Here is a 23183-nt window from a genome sequence, read left to right as displayed (position 1 = left end):
TTAATTTGAGATTACCCTGCTTTTGGTTTTTCTACACTCACCTTCCAGTCATCACCAAAATAAGTCTTCATTTCACTATCCAGTTTTGTTTTTTTATCGGTATCACCTTCATATTTGAGAATAAGCATTGAGGCTACAAACCTAAGGCTGCTCTGTTCTCTGGCTGAAGAATCCATCAATTTTGCTATATCCAGACATTTTTCAAAATATCTGATCATTTTATCTTTTGTCAGAACCGTGTCATTCAATGTAGCGATGATTCTGTAACACTCAATCGCCATTGCATATTCTCCTATTTTCTGAGCAGTTTCTGCAGCTTTTTCAAATATTATTTCTGCTTTGGATTTTTTAGAGTTTCCCAGCAGAAAACTACCATAATTCATATACATCTGAACTGCTAAAGAGCTATCCGGTTCTACTTCTTCTAATATGGTGCGGTAGGTATCTTCTGCCTTTTCTTTCTTCCTGTCTGCAGTATAAGCCTGGGTAAGCATAAAATAAGCAGAAATCTCTCCCTGTTTATTCTTTTGTTCTTTGGCAAGTTTCACAGCTGTTTTCAATGCATGCTCTGCTTCTTTGAATCTTTCTTTGCTTAAGTGATTGCTTGCGATAAGAATCTGTTGTTGAAAATCCGTATCCGGACTGTTCTTCTTGCGGTTAGTGTGAGCCGCAGTATTCTGCATTAACTGATGAATGTCTACTTCCACTCTGAAGCTATGCGCAGAAGAGATATTGGGCAAAGTTCTGTAGGTATGATGTTCTGCCCATACCAGTTTAATATCTTTATTCTCTGACATTTCACAGATCCTGCACCACTCTTTCACCCATAAAGAAAGTTCCCCGGTATCACTGATCCTGAGTGGAGCAATGTAGATGTAAATTTTAGAATCCTGAATATTAGGGAAGTTCTTCTTTAATTCCATCAAAGGATAAAATGCCTTATATGCATCTGTTTTAAAGTTTTCTTCCGGGTTTTTCAAATCCCATTGAGGAATATTCTCTTCGCTTTTTTTCAACATCTCATAGAACTCAGTCCATTCATCCAATAAGGTTTGCCCGAAAGAGTTCATTCCGTTAAATTCCTGATAATGGAGTAAAAAAACATCATCACTTTCTTCATCTTCAGAAAGTTTCGATTTGATAAATCCGTCAAAAAGATCCGTTTCATGTTTTTCGCCTATACAGATCAGCATAGGTTTTTCTTCGTTTTTTGAAACAACTTTCTGCCATTGTCTTTTTAACTTCACCAACTCCAAATCTACAGGATTCATTAATTCAGTTTTACAGTTCCACTTACAATATTTGTTTCACTTCCGCCGCCAACATTAATTTTTCCTCCACTGCTAAGATTGGCTTCAGTATCACCTCTCATGGAAAGCGTATTGGTTCCGATATGAAGGGTATCAGATTTGATTCCAACACCGGAAGTAGGTTCACCATTTTCAGGTCCTACTCCAACTCCGATACTCGTTGTTCCACCAACTCCAATATTGACTCCCTGTACAAATATTTCTTTTCCTTTAATCTGAATATTGCCATCTTTATCCATATAGATTGAGCTGCTTCCGCAATTCAGCGTAATGGAAATTTTGCTGTCTATGCTTATATTTCCTGCTCCGTCCAGAAAAACAGAATTTTGATCTTTATCTTTTACGGTAATCCCACCAGCATCATCCAGGCTCATTGTATGCCCGCTTTTACTGCTTAAGCTTTTAATATTATTTCCGGCACCACCGCCGCCGCCAACGCCTCCATGGAACATTCCTCCCATCACGAACGGACGGTCAGGATGCTGGTGCGCGAAATTAACCACCACCTGGTCACCTTCTTCCGGAATCGCCATGAAACCACGATTTTTACTCACTTTTTCGCTTCCTCCACCATCTGGAGTCATTACCCTGATATATTCTGTTGTGGTAGAACCATTTTGCCAGTCGAACTGTACTTTAACTCTACCCTGATTCAAAGGATCTACATTGGAAATTACTTTGGCAAATTGTGCATCTGCTTTTGGGGTATGAAACTCCGGACGTGGAATAAATCCCGTATCAGAAGCTATTGCTTCAAAAGTTCCGGTATAATATCCTCTGGCATCTACCTCATGGTACATATCAGTAATCATCAGTTTGGTAAAATAGGTCGTTTCACTGCTTTCAGCTTTTCTCATTTCTATATCCGCGATACAGCCGGGATAAAGAAATGGCACTGTGGTAATTCCTGAAATAACAAAGACTTCAACAGCCTTACTACCAGCAGTTCCTTTCTGGGAAGTTTCCACGTCCATGAAAGACACCGCTTTTATGGGAGCCACTCTTAATGAAGGAGTCGTAAAAGTTTTTTCTGAAATTTCATACGCTCTTTTGGCAATATCTGAAGTATGATTAATTTTTGAACTTCCTGCTGTTAATTTTTCATTTTTACTACTGTTATATCCATAAAATGAAGGATTCACATGCTGAGCTTTCATTTTTATCTTGATATCACTCACACTGCTTCCATACGTAAGCTTCACAGGTTTTTCCTGAGGCGGAAGTTTTCCGAAATGCAATACTTCACCATCGTAATAGAACTGTTCACCGTAGGCTTCTGCAATTCTGGCCAGATAGTTATAATGGGTCTCCTCATATTGTGAGCTGTAAGAAACATTTCCATGGGCAGCATCCACCCTGAAATCAAAACTGCTTTGCCCAAGCCCTTCTTTGATTATCTGATCTGCAATACTGTTCAGACTAATTTCCTGTGCTCCGCCAAAACTTTGAATATGAGGAGCTGCATCCAAAAGAACCGTAGGGCTTGATCCTGTAAGAAAAATATTTCCCAGGCTTCCTTTTTCCTGGCTGAAACCTACTTCTGTGATCACTCCTACAAAGTTTCTTTCGGGGCCGTCTTCAACATCTTTATATCTGAAAATTACGGTAATTCTTTTTCCAAGAAAGTTTTGAGCTTCTTCAAGATTGTGGTTTTCTGAACTCCCTAACGTATCGTGGGCCAGCATCAGATCGAATTCATGATGTTTTACAGCACTTTGTTTTAACTGAAAATGCTTGAAATGTTTTATCACTTTTCCGTCAATTACAATTTCAAGTTTTACTACACGATTGATCCCAGCAACTTGATTTCCGGGTATTGTACTGGCATTATAAATCCCTGAAGTAGGCTGTTTAGCCCATACTTTATCTTCTACCAGTGTGGGAGGGTTCGGTTGTTTAACCTGATTCATAAACATTTGAGAACCGTTTTGAACCACACCTGTATACGCCTGAACCTGAGCCATTTTTTCTGTAGCTTTCTTAATTGTTCCGCTCGATTTCTCCTGTATTTCCTGAGCAGCTTTGTTGACTGCCTGATCTGTCAATGTCTCTTTAATATTCTTTACAGCTGAAATTTTATCTTTGGAAACAGGCATTTTGGGTGAATGATCGTCCTGAAACATAATTGTAATATTTTGATTGATTGGGTGTCAGTTTTTTTAAGCCTGAAATCGATCTGAACAACAAAGTTCAGATACATTTTTCGTTATCCGTACTCCATGGTAATGGTGAAATCCGGATATTGATATCAGAACAGGGTCTTAAAAAGGAAAAGTATAAGTGTAAGTTTACTTTATAACCCTGTTGAATTTCAAGATTTCTCTTGATCTTATTCTTATAATATGTGGGTTTTAATCATTATTAATTTTTTTGTAATTGGATTGGTGGTATTACAAAGATAAAACGGTAATCGTTATTCAGAAAATTTTCATCATGTAATCTGAAATTTTGTCGTAGTTCTACGACTTTTTATAAATAATTCTAAAGTAAATGATTAAAAAAAAGGAATAAACACCTATATATCAAATAAATATTTAACAATTTTTAATAAACGAAAACAAATAATTTTTCACTTAAAATAGAAATAAATCAAAATACAAGATCTTTTAACAAAAAAACCAGCGGTACATTGGCAGCTGGTTTTTGTTGTTAATAGTGTGACGATCCCTTATAATTTTACACTGATCTCCTGTACTTCCTCTGCAGAAAGCCCATAAATTTGAGGTGTTTTTACATCCAGAAGGTTCAGGTAGATGTATAATTCTGCCCTGTGGTGGATTTCATGTTCTATCATGGCGCGAAGCCATTTCCATACGGAAATTTCACTATTGGCAGGAGTAAGACATTTCTTGGTAAGATCTTCGTCTGATAATCCTTCAATGATTTCAAGAGTCTGCCTGTGCATTTCATTGAAAAACTGAACTGTATTTTCATGGCCGTCAGCAAGGTCTTTACCACATCCAGGATAAGCACTTCTCCTTCCTGCAATGGTTTCTCCATACATATAGCGTTCAATGGCAGCAATGTGCCTTATCTGATCACCAATGGTAAATTTCCTGGTTTGTAGGAAAAATCAATATGCTCAGGAGGAACAACTTCAATAATACGGTTTGTTCTTTCTCTTATTTTCCCGTAATACTCAAGGAATGACTGCACAGTTTTTATTTCCATATCTTTTGCTTTTTCCGTACAGTGAATATAAGAAATCTAATGATATTGAGGTTAAGGTTTTGTTGTAAATCATTCATAAGATTAAAAAAATCCCCAATAAGTGAGTCCAAAATTTGGAAGCTCAATAAATATCTAATATTTTAGTTAAAAAATAACCATGATGAAAAGAGGAATTTGCCTGTGTATTATTCTATTAAGCTTTAAAAATCTTACTGCCCAGTCTGCAAAAATTGATACTGAAAAACTTCTTGAGTATTATGAAACACAACGTTATGCTGATGCAGCTACTTATCTTCAGAGCATATATCCCGGAGATACACAGGATATAAAAGCCCTTTCACAAATTGCTTACTGTAATATGATGGCTGGAAAACTGCCTGATGCAGAGAAAAGTTATCTGAAAATCAACACTATTCAACCCAACAACCTGCCTACTCTATTCAGTTTAGCAAGTATTAACTCCAGACGTGGAAATGTTTCTAATGCCAAAACCTTTCTTCAACAGATCATTCAGCTTGACAGTCTTAATTTCAGTGCTTATAAACAACTTGCTGCTTATGCAGAAACACCGGAATCCAGACTTAATTATCTTAAAAAAGCCAATACACTGAATGCTACCGATCCTGATGTGGCTTATGATCTTTCGATAACTTATAACGGTCTCAAACAATATGAACCCGCTTATGATGTATTGAAAACAGCGATCGCGGCTGATACTGAAAACTTTACTTTACAACAAGCTCTATTGCCGGTTGCCAATCAGCTCACCAAATATCCAGAAGTGATTGAAACTGGTGAAAAACTTCTGAAAAACCATGCTGATGTCAATGTAATGAACGATGTGGGGCAGGCTTATTTTTATGTAAAGGATTATCAAAAATGCATTATGCTTTACAAAATGCTGGAAGACATGGGAGTACAAAATGAAGGCACATTATATTTTATGGCACTGAGCTATCGTGAACTGAAAGATTATAACAATGCTGCCCTCTATGCTCAAAAGACTATTGATGAAGCTATTTCAGACCACACCAACCTTTATTATGCTGCACTGGCAGGCATTTATGAAGCTCAAAATCAGTATAACGAGGCGGTGACCGCTTACAAAAGAGGATTGACTTTTGGGACCAGCAATATTATTTATTACCGTTTGGGACTTCTTTATGATCTCAATCTGAAGCAGCCTAAGAATGCAGTAACCTACTATCAGCTGTATCTTAAAAACAATCCTGATCAGAAGAAAGAAAAAGAACAGATTGCTTATGCAAAAGGAAGAATTCCTGTTTTAAAATAAGTTCAAAAAGAGATAAAAGCATTTTGTGATTATAGTCACAAGGGAATGGTCAGTGAACCTTTAATTTTGTATTCAACAATAAAAACAATCTATATGAGTAATACCATTCAAAACGTTGCAGAACAGTTTATCCACTATTTAAATGAAGAAAATTTTGACAAGGCGGAAAGCTGTCTCGATCCTGATTTTAAATTTATAGGGGTAATGGGAAAAAGAGAAGGCGCATCTGTTTACATCAAGGATATGAAGCAGATGAAGTTTAAGTATGAAATTCTTAAAACTTTTACTTCCGGTGAAGATGTTTGTTTCTGGTACAATATTGATATGGGAGAAAAAACAATAGAATCTTCGGGATGGTATCATATAAAGGATGGAAAGATCCGTACTTTAAAGGTTCTGTTTGATCCGAGACCTTTATTAAAAGAGTCTTAAATCCATCCTGCTTTTTTCCTCCAGATGGTATATTCAGCGTCTTTGCTATCAATTTCCGGAATGTCTTCAGCATCCGGAATTTTATTGATATCTGATTCGGAAAGAGCCCGCAGATTTACCTTTTCGCGTTCTGTATTTAGGTTTTCTTTATTTTCTACGGGATAAATTACTCCTTCAGGGGTCAACTGTGTCCCATACTTTTGAGGTTTACTCTGAAAAACCTGAATCCGGTCGTATAAATAGGCTTTATGCAAAGGGTTAATATCATTGGAATGTTCTTCCATCATAGCATAACATGTTTTCATAAATTCAGGTTCCCCGATGGCATGCTGGATAATCAGCCAGCTTGCATCATTAGCTTTCCCGCCGACTTTTGAGATTGTGGGATAGCCTATTTCTGCTATAATTTCCCGCAGCCGTTTGGCATTGGCTCTATGAATATTTTCCATTTCAGGATGATAACCTCCGGATAATTCTCCAGCCAGCAATAGTTTTTCTCTGACGGACAGATCCTGGTCAGCCATTTCGATCAGTTCTTTTTCAAAAGGAAAATGGTTCATAATTGATGAGTGATAAAATTCCTTATATGAGCCTGTCAAGGATAAAACGGGCTCTATTTTCTACTGAAATTTTCGGGACTTCTATGATATTGTAACCATATTCCTGATAAATTTCGTTCATACATTCAAAGGTAAGCATAGATTTCTCGAAGGTTTGTTTTCTTTCAGGGTCATTTTCGTAAATATCTTTCCATGGCGGCAGAATGAAAACATTGTTATGATAAATCATTTCTCTTGCTTTAACCTCCATAGATTCCGGAACAGGAATATTTTCAAGTTTCATATAACCAAGTGTATCCAGTATTCCACGGTCAAAGAAAACAGGTTTTGCAGAAGTTGTCTGACTTATTCTCAGGTAGGTTTTTACAGATTCTTCGAACATCATCTCTGCAAAAAGTTCTTTGTTAAGCCATGGAAGCCCTTCACCACCGGAATCCATCTGTTCTTTAATGATTCTTCTTCCTTCTTCAGGTACAGTTACCAGTTCATGGCGGCTTAATTCATGCAGCAACGTTGTTTTTCCTGCTCCCGGGCCTCCTGTAATGATATATAATGTTGATATATTCTGTTTCATGGATTTGAATTATAATATAAATAAAGCTCCATAGCACAACAGAAATTTTATACTGTGGAGTTTATCTATTATTTTTAATGATACTTTTATAAGTGTTTATACGATCTTCTTCCCGGTACATATTACACAGGATCAGAAGATCATCTGTATGGTACTTTTGGGAAATCTCATCTAATCTCTGATCTACAGATTGCGGGGTTTCTATAATAATTCTGTTTAATGTAGTAAAGAATTCTTCTTCCTCCTTTGTTCCCAAAATTTTCTGTTCTACTGCTTCCGGAGAAAAAACCGCATTGGGACTTGCCAATTGTCTGGATTGCAAAAACTGATAGGCCATTCCATAAGCATTGCGTCTGGCATCTTCAATTTTGTCCGCTACTGATACTGCCACAGCAACCTGTAATGAGGGCCGGGGAAAATATTGTGTGCTATCAAATTCTTTGAGGTAAGTATCTGTATTTTCCTTTCCATTTTCACTATTCATAAAAGCGGCGAACGAATATCCGACTCCGTGTCTGGCTGCTTCTCTGGCAGAAGTCATTCCTGAACCCAGCCACATAATTTCCGGAATATGCTGTACATGAGTCGGCTGTGCTATAAGTCCATCATATATCCCTTCTTTATCTTTTATGAATTGAATAATCTCTTCCAGTTTGGTTTCCATATTGGATAAAATAACTGGTTTATGATTGTTCAGTGCCATGACAGCATCTTTTAATCCTCCGGGAGCTTTTCCCAGACCGAGAATAAAACGCTCAGGATATAAGGTTGACAACATTTTGGTCCATTCTGCAATCTTATAGGCAGAATAGTTTCTCATCATGATTCCTGCAGTTCCTATTTTGATCCGGTTTGTTTTACTGAGAACAATAGCAGCTAAAAGTTCAGGGCTGGAACTGGCATACGCTTCTACACCATGATGTTCGGAATACATGATACTGTGAAACCCTGTTTCTTCAGCCATTAAAGCAAGATTAAGACTGTTTTTCAATGCAGATGCCGCACTGCCGCCCATGGTGGCGGGTGACTGATCTAATATCCCTAATTTCAGCTTCATGCTATAGAATCAATTTTATGGTGAAGGTATGAAAAAAGCGTTATGTAATGGGAAATATAACCTTATTATTCTTTGGGAGGGAAAACAATTCCTTCACCTTTCATGAAGTCGTAGCCCAATGTCATAATGATTTCAATAACCGGAATGGCTTTCTTTCCTTTTTCTGTAAGACTGTACTCCACTTTCGGTGGAACTACAGGGAAAACTTCTCTGTGAATCATCTCTTTGGCTTCCAGTTCACGCAACTGGCTCGTCAACATCTTATCTGTAATATGAGGAATATCCTTTTTAAGCTCACTAAAGCGAAGAGGTTTCTCCTGTAACCTCCACAAAATAGGCATTTTCCAGGTTCCTCCAATATGACTTAACGCAAATTCAATAGGAGTATAATACAGTCTTTTATCATGGAAAAATTCAGGCATAATAACGTTTTTTAGATTAGCACTTTCAAAAAGGTAAGTATAGAACTAAAAGGTAAGTATATAGTTTTCTGATAGTCTATTCTGCAAATTTGCAAAAAAATAATGAATATGAACAGAAATCTTTATGTACTGGCGCTAGGTGTTTTCGGAATTACAACCACAGAATTCGGAGTGATTGGCGTATTGCCGGAAATTGCTTCTACATTCCGGATCTCCATTGAAAAAGCAGGATGGTTACTCAGTATATTTGCAATGATTGTGGCTGTCTTTGGCCCTTTAATGCTTCTCTTATTATCTTCATTCAAAAGAAAAAATCTATTGGTATTTTCCTTGCTTATTTTTGTTGCCACCAATATTCTGTCAGCCTATATCTCAAATTTCCATTTGCTTCTTATTATCAGAATGCTTCCTGCGTTTTTCCATCCGGTATACTGGTCTATTGCCTTATCTGTTGCCGGTCAAACCTCAGATCCTAAAGAAAAGTCAAAGGCTGTGAGCATTATTTTTTCAGGGCTTACATTGGCAACTGTTTTAGGAGTTCCGTTGGCAACTTTTATGTCTGACCTTTTCTCTTGGCAGGCTTCTTTTTTACTTACTGCTTTTATTAACGGAGTCGCTCTGTTAGCTGTATGGATCTATTTACCATCGATTCAAAATACAGGAATATCATCAAATAAATTCTCCATGGAAATATTTCGGAATAAACATTTGTGGATCGGAATTTTCCTTGCATTTTTTATCATTACAGCCATGTATTCAACTTATGGTTATATGGCCGAATTTTTAAGGAGTGTTACCCGAATGAACGGCCTACAAATCAGCATCATGCTCCTCCTGTTTGGAACAGTAGGAATTGCAGGAAATAAAATTGCGGGACGATATATGAGCCAATTTCCGTTTCAAACGACTCTGGTGTTTTTAATCTTATTATCAGGCATTCATCTCCTGATTGGATATTATGGAAGTTATTTTAAACCCATGATCTGGATAATAGGATGCTGGGGATTAGTTCATTCCGGAGGATTTCTAATCAGTAATGTGAATGTGACCTTATCTGTTTCCGATTCTTCAGAGTTCATCAACAGTATTTTTACTTCCTGTGGAAACTTTGCCGTTACAGCCGGAACTCTGCTTGGAGGGAGCTGGATTGCCCATTATGGTATTGAAAATATAATATGGTCGAGCATTATAGGCTTTATCCTTGCACTTATTATGCTAATCATTAATGGCAAAAAACAGTAAAACACCTATAGCACAGACTGTTAAATAATAATAAATTTTCGATTTTATTTTAAATGTAAAATAAAGAATCTCCCCTTACTTGTGCAAGAGGAGATTCTTTATAACTGTAATATTTTAGTGCCGGATGCTATTCGTGCATGATCTTTTGAACTTCATTGAATTCGCTTTCAATGACAGGATCAGGCTTATATGTTGATAATGAAACAATCACGTTAGTCAACAGGGAAAGCGTAAACCCAGGAATGATTTCGTACCAGTCTTTCAGCGGATGTTGTAGATAAACCCAGGCTAAAACTGTGATTCCCCCTACCATCATCCCGGCAAAGCCTCCCTGCCATGTTGCCTTTTTCCATAAAAGCGACAGCAGGATCAGGGGCCCGAATGCAGAACCAAAACCTGCCCATGCATTTCCCACCAGATTGAGAATACTATCCTTTGGATCCAGGGATAAAAGTACCGCAATGACAGCTACCAGTAAAACAGAAAGTCTGCTTGCTATTAATAATTGCTTAGAAGTTGCTTTTTTATTCAGAAAAGCTTTGTAAATATCTTCTGTTAATGAACTAGAAGTCACCAATAACTGAGAGGAAATCGTACTCATTACCGCTGCCAGAATAGCTGTAAGTAAAAATCCTGCAATGAACGGATGGAATAATATACGGGAGAAATAAATGAAAATAGTTTCTGCTTCCGTCTTTGATCCGTCAAACTTCATCATGGTATTCATATCGAACTTTTGCAGATAAGCGATTCCTACCAATCCTATGGCCAGAGCTCCGGCAACAGTAAAGATCATCCATGTAATCCCGATGCGTCTCGCTTTGATCAGATCTTTAGGTTTGTCAATGGCCATAAAACGTACCAGAATATGAGGCTGACCGCAATATCCTAATCCCCATGCCAATAAAGACACAATACTTACGGTTGTGGTTCCTCTGAACAGATCCAGATATTTTGGATTTTTTGCTTCAATCAGAGAAAACGTCTCTCCCACACTTCCGATTTGGGAAATCGCTACAATCGGAACAATCACCAATGCTAATACCATGATGGTGCCCTGTACAAAATCAGTAAGACTTACAGCCAGAAAACCACCTAAAAATGTATACAGCACTACCACCAGACTTGTCAGGAGTAAGCCAGCAGTATAGTCCATTCCGAAAGCAGATTCGAATAATTTTCCTCCTGATACCATTCCTGCAGAAGTGTACAGGGTAAAAAATACCAGAATGAAAACAGACGACGTGATCTTCAGAAGCTGATTTTTATTTTTGAACCTATTTTCAAAAAATACAGGTAACGTAATGGCATTCTGTGCCACTTCTGTATAAATTCTGAGCCTTGGGGCTACAATAATATAATTGAGATAAGCACCAATGGTTAATCCTATGGCAATCCAGGAGCTTGAAATTCCGGAAAGATACATTGCTCCCGGAACCCCCATCAAAAGCCATCCGCTCATATCGGCTGCTCCTGCAGACAATGCTGTTACGGCAGCTCCCATTTTCCGGCCGCCAATTAAAAATTCTTCTGAATTACTTGTTGATTTTCTATAAGAATATATGCCTATACCTATCATTAATAACAGGTACAACCCCACAGAAATCCCTTCATATACTTGCATATCATTATTTTTACGAAGCCGAATATAATGATTTTCTAATGAATGGAATTACGCAAAGCAAACTAAGCTTTTACTATTGCAGCTTTTTTCGAACTCTGCCAAACAACAAGTGATAATATAAAACCGAGCCCCATAAACAGAACAGGAATATATTTACCCCAAACTTTCTATTATACTGAAAGATCCAATAAAAATCAAAAAGCAAACTATTGAAACTGTATATAAAAGTTGGTTATCAATCGTTTGTAATCAAACTATTTTTCCCTCGTTTTAAATTTTATAACCAAGTTTTCATCTTTCAGAGGGTACCCTTCTTTAGACCTGAAACTTTTATTGGTAAGTATAAATTCATACTCTTTGCCGGGCTTTACATCTACTCCCAAGACCAACGTTTTATCATTATTTTCCATTCCTTTCACTTTGGTCATCGGCATATATTCTTTTCCTTTATCAGAAAGATTGAAAGAATAGTATCCGGGAACCATTTCCTGTGAAAAAGTAATTCTGAGCTCTTTGGTATCAGCATTTACATCCACGGAACCATTGGCTGGTTCTGTTTTCACTACATACGGTAATTGATTTTGATATTCTTTAACAAGCATACTGGCTTTTTCTTTGAAAAACTTTGATTTGTCCAGAAAGTCTTCCACTGCTTTATTATCACTATAGTTCAGTTCAATAATATCTTTTATAGCCTGTTTTTTATCTTTGGCATTCTGGTAATACATTTTACTGATCACATAGCCTACATAATATCCTAAATCCGCACCCTGTCCTTTTTGTCTTCCATTATAAAACCATTCAGCAAGATTACCGGTAAACATTTCTTTTTTAAACCTGGCTTTAATTTCAGCTTCATGAACCATTCCGTAAGAAATATATTTTCTTTGCGGAGATTCATTCATCACAAGTCCGGCAATCAGATCGCATGATCCTTCCTTTATGGCCTGATTTAAAACCCTGTTTTGATACCCGGTCTGCTGGGTATGGATATACTCGTGAATATTCAGGGAAACGATATTATCCAGAGACTGATTGGCAAACATACCCTTCAACCATTCATCTTTAAATTCTGAAACATCTGTAGACCCAATTCCGGTGGCAAGTTCTGCTCCTACCAATACCATATTTCCGCTCACAGTTCCTCCGGCGTTAAGCCCACCGATGGTAAAATACATCTCAGCGTCTTTAAGTTCAGGATACAATTGCTTCAGCCTGACAACACCAGCTTCCAGCTCTTTGGTCTTGGTTTTTATCGTTAAGGTATTCGGCCTTACTGAATTCCAGAATTTAGGGTATTTTTCTATGACTTTTACATATACACTATCGTTATAATCTCTGGCATTCATAAAAGCTTTTAAGCCTTTTGTTGCTTTATCAGTATATAGTCTTTTGATGAGATTCAGCTTTCCGGAATAATCACTTGTTTTTTGAATGCTGTCATATGCCACCCAAAAGTTATCAATATCTGAAGTGAAAATTCTGGTTGATTTCTGTGAAAAAGCAGTGGCAAATACAAGTGAAAAAATAAGAGTAGTAAAACGTTTCATGGTCATTTTTAATACGGCAATTATACATACAATTATTGTATTTCACAACTATCTTTTACCGTATAAACACTATAAATTTTAAAAGAACAGCAGGTAACATCATATTATAATAACTCCAAAAAAAGCAAAGCAAAAACAGGTGCTTTATTATTTATTTATATTAATTCCAAATAATTTTAATTCTTTCCATTTTATTGTCACAAATATTTAATACTTTAGCTTAATAATTTGAACAAATGGGAATAATCCTTAAACCAATTGATATTGTAGATGACATTTCACAGGAAGATTTCCGTGAAAAATATCTAAAGCCATGTAAGCCAGTGGTAATCAGAAATATGGCAAGAAAGTGGCCCGCCTATCAAAAATGGACGATGGATTACATGAAGGAAGTAGTAGGCGACGTTGAAGTTCCCCTTTATGACAGTTCCAAAGCAGATCCTGCCGCTCCTATCAATACACCGACTACGAAAATGCCTTTTCGTGATTATGTGGATCTTATTCAGAGAGAGCCTACAGATTTGAGAATTTTCTTCTTTGACCCTATAAAATTTGCGCCCAAACTGTTGGACGACTATGTTCCGCCAAAGAATCTTATGGGTGGATTTTTAGATAAATATCCAAGTATGTTTTTCGGAGGTAAAGGTTCTGTGACTTTCCTTCATTATGATATCGACATGCCGCATATTTTCCATACTCACTTCAATGGAAGAAAACATGTCCTTCTGTTTGAGTACAAATGGAAAACACGTCTGTATAAGCTTCCTTATGCTACCTATGCACTGGAAGATTATGATATTGCCAATCCTGATTTTGAAAAATTTCCGGCTTTGGATGGTATTGAAGGAATTGAGTGTTTCCTGGAACATGGAGATACATTATTTATGCCTACAGGTTGGTGGCACTGGATGAAATATCTGGACGGATCTTTCTCTATTTCACTGCGTGCATGGGATAAAAGCTGGGCTGTAAAAGCACATTCCCTATGGAATCTTGCTGTGCAGCGTAATTTTGATAATTTCATGAAAGGCCGATACAAAAAAAGGTATATGGACTGGAAAGAAAGAAAAGCAGTAGAAAAAGCCCATATCGCTTTGAAAAAAGGGCTGCCAAAATAAAAACCTTTTAGATAAAAAAGTGGATGATTCGCTCAGAATCATCCACTTTTTTTATTCACTTTTGAGATGTATTGCAAAAAATAATTAAATTGCAAACGTTCCCTAAATACAAAAATACACATACATGTTTGAAAAATTAATCGATAGCTTTGAAAAGCTGTGCCTGCAGATTATTATTGAAATTTTACTGGTTCCTGTAACGATCTTCAAATTGTTTCAGGATCCGCGACGCTGTTGTGATCTGTCTGTTCATGAGATGGAAAAAGAAGAGGCTGAACGTTTTCACGACTACCTCTCCCCTATCAAACTATCTGTATATACCTCCGTGATTGTCTCTGTAATTTTAATGGATTATGGTGGTGAGCATAATATTATTTCAAAGATCAAAGGGCTCAGTATGGTAGAAAAAGCGCTCTTTATATTTTTGATGAATAATATTACTGCGGTAGTATTCACCGTTGCGATATTATGGTACAAAAAAGAAAAAGTGAATACCGTCACCTTCCGGACCTTATTATTTTCTTTTATTTATACAACCGTATACACCTCTACTCCTTTTTTTATATTAATCAGCTCGGCTATGTTTCTTGGAGAAACTTTGAATGTAGATGCTTATATAGAAAGCCTGGGAAAGATAAGCAACTATGGTACAAGAGAATACCTGTTCTTTCTGGTCTTTCTGGTTTTTATTATCATTGGAATTATCGGAATTTTCAAGCTTTTCAAAGCGTTGCATTATATTCTGAAGAATAACTTCACTTATCATCCTTATATCGTATGGTTTTTTACCTTACTTTTCTTTGTTATTCAGCTATATTATACAAAAGGATTTATTTAAAAACCAACACCTACCAGTCTGTTCATATTTTATTTACATTTGTAAAAATTTTACATTATGCCCAAACCTCGCGAAAGAATAATAAGCACTGCAATGGTTCTCTTCCATCGGCAAGGTTACAACAATACGGGCATCAATCAAATCATTGATGAAGCTAATGTATCTAAAGCAAGCTTTTACCAGCATTTTAAGTCTAAAGATGATCTTTGCATAGAATTTCTTAATAAAAGATATGATTACTGGGTGTCTGAACTTGAAAAATTCACAGCAGAAGCAGAAACACTACAAGAAAAGTTCCGGAAATCCTTCGATTTCCTGATCGACATGAATGAAAGAGAAGATTTCAGAGGATGCAGTTTTCTGAATATTCTGTCGGAAATTCCTGCAGATAAGGAAGAAATTCATAAAGTAATCCGTGATCATAAAATAAAGTTGAGAGAATCCTTCAATGAAGATATTCAAAACGATATGATTTCAGCCCATATCTATCTTCTTTTTGAAAGTTCAATACTGACCAGCCAGCTTTACAGATCCAATGAACTGATTGAAAAATCTAAAGTGATCGTACAGGATATACTGAACGCCTCCCATTAATCCTTCAGATATGCACATTCCTGATCTTCATTCTTTTTTGAAAACAGACCTTCATTTATCAACTGAAATTACTTATCCTGCTAAAACTATCCTGCTTGAGGAAGGAAAGATTTCAGATAAGATGTTCCTTGTAAAAAAAGGAGCCTTAAGAATATTCTTCTATCAGGACGGAAAAGAACTTACCCTGGATTTTATAACAGAAAATCAGGCAGTTTCATCTTTTGACAGCTTCCTGAATGGCAATCCCAGCGATTTTGTTATTGAAACTCTGGAATCAACTACCGTTTATGAATTACAGGCTGAAACTTTTCACAGGCTCATGGAAAATGAGGAATTCCAGCATATTTTCCTGCCACTTTTTTACAAACGTTTCAGTGAAATTAATAAACGGCTGATTTCTTTTATCAGAGATTCACCTCAGGAAAGGTATCAGCAGCTTCTCAAAAACAGACCTGAACTTCTTCTGCGCTTTCCGCAGCATTATATTGCCTCTTATCTTGGGATTACCAGTGTTTCGTTAAGCAGAATACGCAGCCGAAGGTAATTTCTTTACAATTGTTATCGTCCGGTCAATAAGCTGGCGAGTAATTTTGCTTCAAAATAATAAAGTTATGAAGCATTTTATCCGGCAGGTATTCAACGATATACTGGAAAATACGGCATTTGACGAATTATTAATTGAGAAATATTTTTCAAAAGAATACATTCAGATTGTAGATCATTCTCAGCTTACTTATGATGAATTTGTTCTTCACATCAGAAAACTGAAAGAAAAAGTGGCTGAACAAAAGCTTGACATCATCAGTTACGCTGAAAATGGTAATATCATATTTACCCACCACATAGTAAAATCCACCCTAAAAGATGGAAGTAAGGTGGTACATAAAGTATTGGCAGAATTTACCATCCAGAATCATCAGATTATACGATGTAATGAATTGACTTTGCTTCTAGAGGGGAATACTGTTGAAAAGAATTTAGGATCTGAAAGGTAGACAATCACTGCGTATTTCCTTTCAACAAACAGTTTCTATATTAACAATTCTTAAGAAAACCTTAATTTTCTCTTCAACTCCTTTGCCAAACAGACGTTTAATTTTGCTGTTATTTTTATCTAAAATATTAAAAGTGAACAAAATTTTTACGTCTGTTTTATTTTGTGCCTCTATTTTTTTCTATGCACAAACCGGTTCTTTGTCCGGAAATATCAATGATGATTCAAAAATAGCCCTGCCTGGAGCCAAGATCTCTTTAAGCCCGGGAAATATATATACCACTTCGGATGAGCACGGAAACTTTGTATTTCTGAATGTTCCTCCGGGAAGCTATACCATGAAAATTGACTACCTCGGTTATGGTGTGCATGAGTATACTGTAACGGTAGAACCTGAAAAAAATACCCGTCAGAATATTATTTTCGACAAGAAAGAGACATCCATTGCAGCCATTGTAGTTTCGGGAGCGACTCTGAAAAATCAGGCAAGAGCCTTGAATAAACAAAGAAATAACGCCAATATTACCAATGTGATTTCTTCTGATCAGATCGGACGTTTTCCGGATGCCAATATCGGAGATGCTTTGAAACGTGTTCCGGGAATTACGATACAAAATGACCAAGGTGAAGCCAGAAACCTTATCATCAGAGGGCTTGCTCCCAATCTGAACTCCGTTACGCTGAATGGCGACCGGATTCCGTCTGCTGAAGGAGATAACCGTAATGTACAGATGGACCTGATCCCTTCCGATATGATTTCTACTATAGAAGTTAATAAAACCCTCACTCCGGATATGGACGCCGATGCCATCGGAGGTTCCGTAAACCTTATTACCAGGGCTTCCCCGAACGGACAGAGGATTTCCGCAACCGTTGCCGGAGGATACAATCCCATCCGTGAAAAAGGAAATTACACTGCCGGATTTGTGTACGGAAACCGTTTTCTGGATAAAAAATTAGGCGCGGTATTCAGTTTTTCCTATAACAACAACAATTTTGGTTCGGACAATATAGAACCCGTATGGAGCCAGGCCAATGATCTTGCCCAAACGGTTTATGTAAGCAAAATGGGAGTTCGCTATTATAATGAACACCGTATCAGACATAGTTTTGATCTCAACATGGATTATGAGTTCAATTCCAAAAATAAGATCTATGCTTCTGCGATGTACAACTTCAGGAATGATAAGGAAACCAGATTTGCTTTAGGATATAAAATAAAACCTGTTTATAATGCTGATGAAACTGAGATTACAGACTGGAAAGGAAGTATCACAAGACAAAACAAAGGAGGTGATGCCGATAATGACAATACCCGTCTGGAAAAACAAAAAGTTCAGAACTATGCTTTACGAGGAGAACATTTATTAGGATCTAAAGTTGACCTCGACTGGGCTGTCAATTACGCCATCGCAAGTGAAGATAAGCCTCATCAGCGTTATATAGAGTTTGAAAACAGCAAAATGAACTTCGCTCCTGACCTTAGCAATCCTGAAAAACCAATGTTCAATCTTCTCGCAGCAGACAATCTGGGAAGCTATAAACTGAGTGATCTTTCGGATGCCAATAACTTTACTCAGGAAAAAGAATTAGGCGCAAAAGTAAATGTACGTTTTCCGTTTTCCGTGATTGATGGTCAGAAAGGAAGACTTCGTACCGGTTTCCGGATGCGTTTGAAGAAAAAGGAAAGAGAGAATGATTTCTACGCTTTTACACCTGTTAACAATATGGGAAGTCTTTTATCGGTGCCAACCATACACCTTAATGGTGAAAACTTCCAGCCGGGAAATTATGTTCCGGGAACATTTGTTGATCCTTCTTTCCTTGGCGGATTGGATTTATTCAATCCAACTTTATTTAACGGTAAGCTGAAACCTGAAAAGTATCTTTCCAGCAATTACAATGCAAAAGAGCAGATCTATGCAGGTTATATCCGCTGGGATCAGGATTTTAATGATAAACTATCGATGATCGTTGGAGCCCGTATTGAAACAACCCAGATTGATTACACCGGAAATTATGTCATGAATGAGAAGGATTTGGTAGGGCAAATCAATAATACCAATACATATACCAATGTCCTTCCGAATATTTCCTTCAAATATGTTCCGGTGCAAGATCTTGTACTTCGTGCAGCATTTACTACCGCTCTTGCCCGCCCTAACTATTATTCTTTAGTTCCTTATCTGAATGTTATTTCAGAAGATGAAATTGTTGCAGCAGGAAATCCGAATCTGAAGGCAACCTATGCCTACAATTTTGATTTCATGGCAGAGAAATATTTCAAGTCTGTAGGGATTCTTTCCGGAGGTGTTTTCTATAAAAATCTTAACGATTTCATTTATACGTATTCCAAAAGAAATTATACCGCGAACGACTTTGCCAATGATTTTGCGGGACAAACCAACCCAATTCCGGCCGGAGAAAGCAACTGGAAATTTACCCAGCAGCGTAATGGTGACAATGTAGATATTTATGGGTTTGAAGTTGCTTTGCAAAGACAGCTTGATTTCATTCCCGGAGCTTTCTGGAAAGGACTTGGAGTGTATGTCAACTATACTTATACTAAATCCAAAGCAAAAGGAATTACCAATGAAGAAGGCATTGAAAGAACAGATGTAGGGTTTCCGGGAGCTGCTCCTCATATGTTCAACGGATCTCTTTCATGGGAAAACAAACGTTTTTCAGCAAGAGTTTCCATGAACTATGCTTCTCATTATATTGATGAGCTTGGTGGCAAGGCATTTGATGACCGTTATTACGACAAACAGTTTTTCCTTGATGCTAATGCTTCCTACAAGATTACGACTCAGCTCAGAGTTTTTGCAGAAGCCAATAATCTGACGAACCAGCCGTTAAGATACTACCAGGGAATCCCAAGCAGAACCGCACAGGCTGAATATTACAGACCAAGGTTTACAATGGGAGTGAAATTTGATTTTTAAAATAAACATGAAAAACCTACATTATATACTGGCTCTTTCAGTTCTTCCTTTTGTGGTCAGCTGTACAGGACAGAAAGAAGTTATAGAAAAATTAAAACCTACCGTTATTACAGAAACAGTGGTTCATGATACAGATGATCCTGCCATATGGATCAATTCTCAGGATCCTTCAAAAAGTATTATCATCGGAACAGATAAAGATACGGATGGAGGTTTGTACGCCTTTGATCTTAACGGAAAAATCATCCATAAAGTATTAGGATTGAAGCGCCCCAACAATGTTGATCTTGAATATGGTTTTATTTTAAATGGAAAGAAAACAGACATCGCTGCCGTAACGGAAAGGGAAACGAACAAAGTAAAATTATATTCGCTTCCTGAACTGAAAGAAGTGGGAGAAATCTCAGTATTTGAAGGAGAAACAGAACGTGGTCCGATGGGAGTTTCCATGTATAAAAATCCGCAGACAGAAGAAATATTTGTCATTGTAGGAAGAAAATCTGGTCCTGCTGACGGCTACCTATGGCAATATAAGCTTACGGAGAAAAATGGCTCTATCACCGGAGAAGTTGTCCGTAAATTCGGAAAATACAGTGGCCTGAAAGAGATTGAAAGCATTGCTGTAGATGACGAAATGGGCTATATCTACTATTCTGATGAGCAGTTTGGAGTTCATAAATACTATGCTGATCCGGAAAAAGGTAATGAGGAATTAGCTGTTTTCGGAAAAGGTGATTTTAAATCTGATGTGGAAGGAATTTCCATCTATCCTACTGATAAAGGGAAAGGTTATATTCTGGTTTCGAATCAGCAGAATGATACCTTCAATGTCTACTTAAGAGAAGACCAATCAAAGGGGAGAATTGCAGAAATTCCGGTTTCTACATTAGAAAGTGATGGTTCTGAAGTGACCCATGTTAACTTGGGTCCAAAATTCCCGAAAGGCGTTTTTGTTGCGATGAGCAATGGCAGAGTATTTCATTATTATGACTGGAGAGTGATTGAAAAAGCCATTAAATCTGCGGTAAAGGCTGGAAAATAAAAGAATCTTGAACCATTAAGGCTGATAAGGTTTTAGGAGCATTAAGTTGAACTGTACTGTCATTGCGAACCATAGGTGAAGCAATCTCATGGTTCAGTTCAACTTAATGCTTTTGTTTTATTGGATATGTTTTCTCAAAAACTCTGCAGTGAATGATTTTTTATTTTTCAAAAGATCCACCGGAGTTCCTTCAAACAATACTTCACCTCCAAATTTCCCTGCGCCCGGTCCCATATCAATAATCCAGTCTGCCTGTGAAATAATATCAAGATTGTGTTCGATAACAATCAGCGTATTATTCTGATCTGCAAGTCCATTAAAAAACGTAAGCAGTTTTTGGGTATCGCTTGGATGCAGCCCTGTGCTCGGTTCATCAAGAATAATGATCTGATTGGTATTTTTCAGTTCTCTTGTCAGCTTCAGGCGCTGTCTTTCGCCTCCGGAAAAGCTGTCCAGTCTTTGCCCTAATGTCAGATAATCAAGTCCTAATTGTATCAGCAGATCAAAATTTCTGAGCACTAATTCTTCCTTAAAAAAGTCAGCGGCCTCAGAAACCGTCATGCTCATGACTTCTGCAATTGTTTTTCCGCTGTAGGTATATTGCATTACATCAGGATCAAATCCTGAACCTCCGCAAACCTCGCATGGCTGCTCAATATCATCCATAAAAGCCAGGTCAATCTTTTCTATTCCCAAACCTTTACAGTTTTTGCAGGCTCCGTCACTGTTTCTGCTGAAGAGTTTATCTGAAACATGGTTAGATTGTGCAAAAAGCTTACGTACAATATCTGATATTCCGAGATAAGTAAGCAAATTGGAGCGGGCACTTGCAGCAAACAAAGATTGATCAATAATAGTTACATCCGGATAGAGTTCCGGGAGAATACGATTTATCAGGGTACTTTTGCCGGATCCTGCCACTCCGGTAACGACTGTAATTACTCCTGTCGGAATATTTACCGTCACATTTTTAAGATTATATCTGTTGGCATTTTTAATTTCCAGATAGCCATCAGGTTTTCTGAATTCTTGTTTGATGGAAGGTTTTGTTGCGAAATAAGAACCTGTTTTACCTACCGATTTTTTTAAATCTTTAAACGCCCCGTCATAGATCACTTCTCCTCCGTTTCTTCCTGAACCGGGGCCAATATCAATCACCCTGTCCGCCATTTTGATTAGATCCGGATCATGCTCAACGATTAAAACAGAGTTTCCTTTGTCTCTGATCTGCTGAATGATAGTGATGATATTCTGCAGATCCTTCGGATGAAGTCCAATACTGGGTTCATCAAAAATATACAACAGATCTACCAGGCTGTTTCCCAAACTCCTCACCATTTTTATACGCTGAGATTCTCCTCCGGAAAGCGTGTTGGTACTTCTGTCAAGAGTCAGATACTGCAATCCTATCGTAATGATATTCTGTAGCTTTGCGGAAAGCTCTTTGATGACGACTTCATATGCTTTTGAATCCAGTGAGGTAATAAACTCAAGCAGTTCATCCACTGAAAGGGTCATACAATCTGCAATACTTTTACCTTCGATTTTACAGGACAGTATTTTTTCGTTCAGACGTTTTCCCTGGCAAGACGGACAGGATTTGGTAATCACAATATTCTTCAGAGCGTCTTTTCTTGTAATGTTTTCTTTAGAATCTTTTTTTAAAAATGCTTTTTCAATCCTTGGAACAATTCCTTCATATTTTACCGTTTTTCCCCATTCTTTATCAGGACGTTTCGGTTTGTGTTCCTGTGCATACAACAGGGTTTCCCATTCTTTATCGGTGAAATCCTTCAACTTTTTATCATTATTGAAATAACCGGACAAAGTATATCTTGTTAAACGCCATCCTCCAGGCTGAAATGTCGGGAAACGAATGGCTCCTTCATGTAAGGATTTTTCACGATCAATCAAGGTATTCACATTCAAAGTTTGCACAAATCCTAATCCCTCACATTCACGACACATGCCCTGAGGATGATTAAATGAAAAAACATTAGAATACCCTACAAACGGCTCTCCCATTCTGGAAAACAAAAGTCTCAGAGAAGCAGACACGTCCGCTGCCGTTCCCACTGTAGATCTGGCATTTCCACCCAACCGTTTTTGATTGATAATGATTGGAACATTAAGGTTTTCAATTTTATCTACATCCGGAAGGCCATAATGCTGCAGGCGGTTTCTGATAAAGCTGTTCTGGGTCTCATTAATCTGTCTTTGTGCTTCAGCTCCAATCGTTTCAAAGACCAAAGATGATTTTCCGGATCCCGATACTCCCGTAAAAACCACGATCCTGTACTTTGGAATTTTTATGGAAATATTTTTGAGATTATTCTGACGAGCGTTCGTAATTTCTATATTTTCCATGATAAAAATGTTTAACTTTGTTAATATTTAACTAAGTTAAGCATATTTG

At 37.4% G+C, this 23183-nt stretch carries 21 protein-coding genes; 10 read left to right on the top strand and 11 right to left on the bottom strand.

All coding sequences use genetic code 11. From position 1 onward, the window contains the following. Positions 1-11: 11 nt before the first annotated feature. The 4 genes from RHP76_RS01045 to RHP76_RS01030 all read right to left on the bottom strand — a co-directional run bounded on the left by RHP76_RS01045 (position 12) and on the right by RHP76_RS01030 (position 4481). A complete protein-coding gene (locus tag RHP76_RS01045) occupies positions 12-1271 on the bottom strand; it encodes a tetratricopeptide repeat protein (RefSeq protein ID WP_311229269.1) in 1260 nt (419 codons plus the stop codon). Beyond that, positions 1271-3433, bottom strand: coding sequence for a type VI secretion system Vgr family protein (locus RHP76_RS01040; protein ID WP_311229268.1), 2163 nt, complete (start codon positions 3431-3433; stop codon positions 1271-1273). Before RHP76_RS01040 ends, RHP76_RS01045 begins: the two co-directional genes overlap by 1 nt. Positions 3434-3978: 545 nt before the next feature. Beyond that, positions 3979-4314, bottom strand: a complete 336-nt coding sequence (locus RHP76_RS01035) for a DinB family protein (RefSeq protein ID WP_311229267.1) — start codon at positions 4312-4314, stop codon at positions 3979-3981. Positions 4315-4340: 26 nt separating this feature from the next. After that, positions 4341-4481 carry a hypothetical protein gene (locus RHP76_RS01030; RefSeq protein WP_311229266.1) on the bottom strand — a complete coding sequence of 47 codons (141 nt, stop codon included), beginning with the start codon at positions 4479-4481 and terminating at the stop codon, positions 4341-4343. A gap of 157 nt (positions 4482-4638) precedes the next feature. Between RHP76_RS01030 and RHP76_RS01025 the strand changes: the two genes are divergently transcribed. Further along, positions 4639-5775: a tetratricopeptide repeat protein gene (locus RHP76_RS01025; RefSeq protein WP_311229265.1), complete on the top strand. Its 1137-nt coding sequence runs from the start codon at positions 4639-4641 to the stop codon at positions 5773-5775. 93 nt (positions 5776-5868) lie between these two features. Beyond that, positions 5869-6207 carry a nuclear transport factor 2 family protein gene (locus RHP76_RS01020; RefSeq protein ID WP_062670411.1) on the top strand — a complete coding sequence of 113 codons (339 nt, stop codon included), beginning with the start codon at positions 5869-5871 and terminating at the stop codon, positions 6205-6207. Here RHP76_RS01020 and RHP76_RS01015 read toward each other — a convergent pair. The 4 genes from RHP76_RS01015 to RHP76_RS01000 form a co-directional block, all read right to left on the bottom strand. Further along, complete coding sequence (locus tag RHP76_RS01015) at positions 6204-6767, bottom strand: DUF6624 domain-containing protein (protein ID WP_216444860.1); 564 nt, start codon at positions 6765-6767, stop codon at positions 6204-6206. The genes RHP76_RS01020 and RHP76_RS01015 overlap by 4 nt on opposite strands. Before the next feature lie 22 nt (positions 6768-6789). Continuing rightward, entirely contained in the window at positions 6790-7341 is a 552-nt protein-coding gene (locus RHP76_RS01010) for an AAA family ATPase (protein WP_311229264.1), read from the bottom strand. A 61-nt stretch (positions 7342-7402) separates the two neighbouring features. Beyond that, positions 7403-8398: an MsnO8 family LLM class oxidoreductase gene (locus RHP76_RS01005; RefSeq protein WP_120230799.1), complete on the bottom strand. Its 996-nt coding sequence runs from the start codon at positions 8396-8398 to the stop codon at positions 7403-7405. A gap of 65 nt (positions 8399-8463) precedes the next feature. Next, positions 8464-8820, bottom strand: a complete 357-nt coding sequence (locus RHP76_RS01000) for a winged helix-turn-helix transcriptional regulator (RefSeq protein WP_216444862.1) — start codon at positions 8818-8820, stop codon at positions 8464-8466. Positions 8821-8928: 108 nt separating this feature from the next. Here RHP76_RS01000 and RHP76_RS00995 point away from each other — a divergent pair, with 108 nt between their 5' ends. After that, positions 8929-10062, top strand: coding sequence for an MFS transporter (locus tag RHP76_RS00995; protein ID WP_311229263.1), 1134 nt, complete (start codon positions 8929-8931; stop codon positions 10060-10062). 127 nt (positions 10063-10189) lie between these two features. Here the strand turns inward: RHP76_RS00995 and putP are convergent, their stop codons facing one another. Then, positions 10190-11686: a sodium/proline symporter PutP gene (putP, locus tag RHP76_RS00990; RefSeq protein ID WP_311229262.1), complete on the bottom strand. Its 1497-nt coding sequence runs from the start codon at positions 11684-11686 to the stop codon at positions 10190-10192. Between the two features lie 254 nt (positions 11687-11940). Continuing rightward, positions 11941-13236 carry an Ig-like domain-containing protein gene (locus tag RHP76_RS00985; protein WP_311229261.1) on the bottom strand — a complete coding sequence of 432 codons (1296 nt, stop codon included), beginning with the start codon at positions 13234-13236 and terminating at the stop codon, positions 11941-11943. Positions 13237-13472: 236 nt separating this feature from the next. On the opposite strand from RHP76_RS00985, the gene RHP76_RS00980 reads away from it, so the two are divergent. The 7 genes from RHP76_RS00980 to RHP76_RS00950 all read left to right on the top strand — a co-directional run bounded on the left by RHP76_RS00980 (position 13473) and on the right by RHP76_RS00950 (position 20767). Further along, positions 13473-14354 (top strand): cupin-like domain-containing protein, encoded by an 882-nt coding sequence (locus RHP76_RS00980; protein ID WP_062670425.1) that lies wholly within the window; start codon positions 13473-13475, stop codon positions 14352-14354. A gap of 124 nt (positions 14355-14478) precedes the next feature. Beyond that, positions 14479-15192, top strand: coding sequence for a hypothetical protein (locus tag RHP76_RS00975; protein ID WP_311229260.1), 714 nt, complete (start codon positions 14479-14481; stop codon positions 15190-15192). 57 nt (positions 15193-15249) lie between these two features. Continuing rightward, a complete protein-coding gene (locus tag RHP76_RS00970; RefSeq protein WP_062670429.1) occupies positions 15250-15786 on the top strand; it encodes a TetR/AcrR family transcriptional regulator in 537 nt (178 codons plus the stop codon). 10 nt (positions 15787-15796) lie between these two features. Continuing rightward, positions 15797-16330: a Crp/Fnr family transcriptional regulator gene (locus RHP76_RS00965; protein ID WP_311229259.1), complete on the top strand. Its 534-nt coding sequence runs from the start codon at positions 15797-15799 to the stop codon at positions 16328-16330. A gap of 67 nt (positions 16331-16397) precedes the next feature. Further along, the gene (locus RHP76_RS00960) at positions 16398-16781 is read left to right on the top strand and encodes a hypothetical protein (RefSeq protein ID WP_120230793.1); all 384 of its coding nucleotides are present in this window, start codon (positions 16398-16400) and stop codon (positions 16779-16781) included. Positions 16782-16914: 133 nt separating this feature from the next. Beyond that, entirely contained in the window at positions 16915-19725 is a 2811-nt protein-coding gene (locus RHP76_RS00955; RefSeq protein WP_120230792.1) for a TonB-dependent receptor, read from the top strand. Between the two features lie 7 nt (positions 19726-19732). Continuing rightward, a complete protein-coding gene (locus tag RHP76_RS00950; protein ID WP_120230791.1) occupies positions 19733-20767 on the top strand; it encodes a phytase in 1035 nt (344 codons plus the stop codon). 117 nt (positions 20768-20884) lie between these two features. Here RHP76_RS00950 and RHP76_RS00945 read toward each other — a convergent pair whose 3' ends face one another. Then, positions 20885-23134 (bottom strand): ATP-binding cassette domain-containing protein, encoded by a 2250-nt coding sequence (locus RHP76_RS00945; RefSeq protein WP_311229258.1) that lies wholly within the window; start codon positions 23132-23134, stop codon positions 20885-20887. Positions 23135-23183: the final 49 nt, after the last annotated feature.

The organism is Chryseobacterium sp. SG20098, from assembly GCF_031844745.1.
Classification (GTDB): domain Bacteria; phylum Bacteroidota; class Bacteroidia; order Flavobacteriales; family Weeksellaceae; genus Chryseobacterium; species Chryseobacterium cucumeris.
This window is presented reverse-complemented; position numbering and strand designations above follow the sequence as displayed.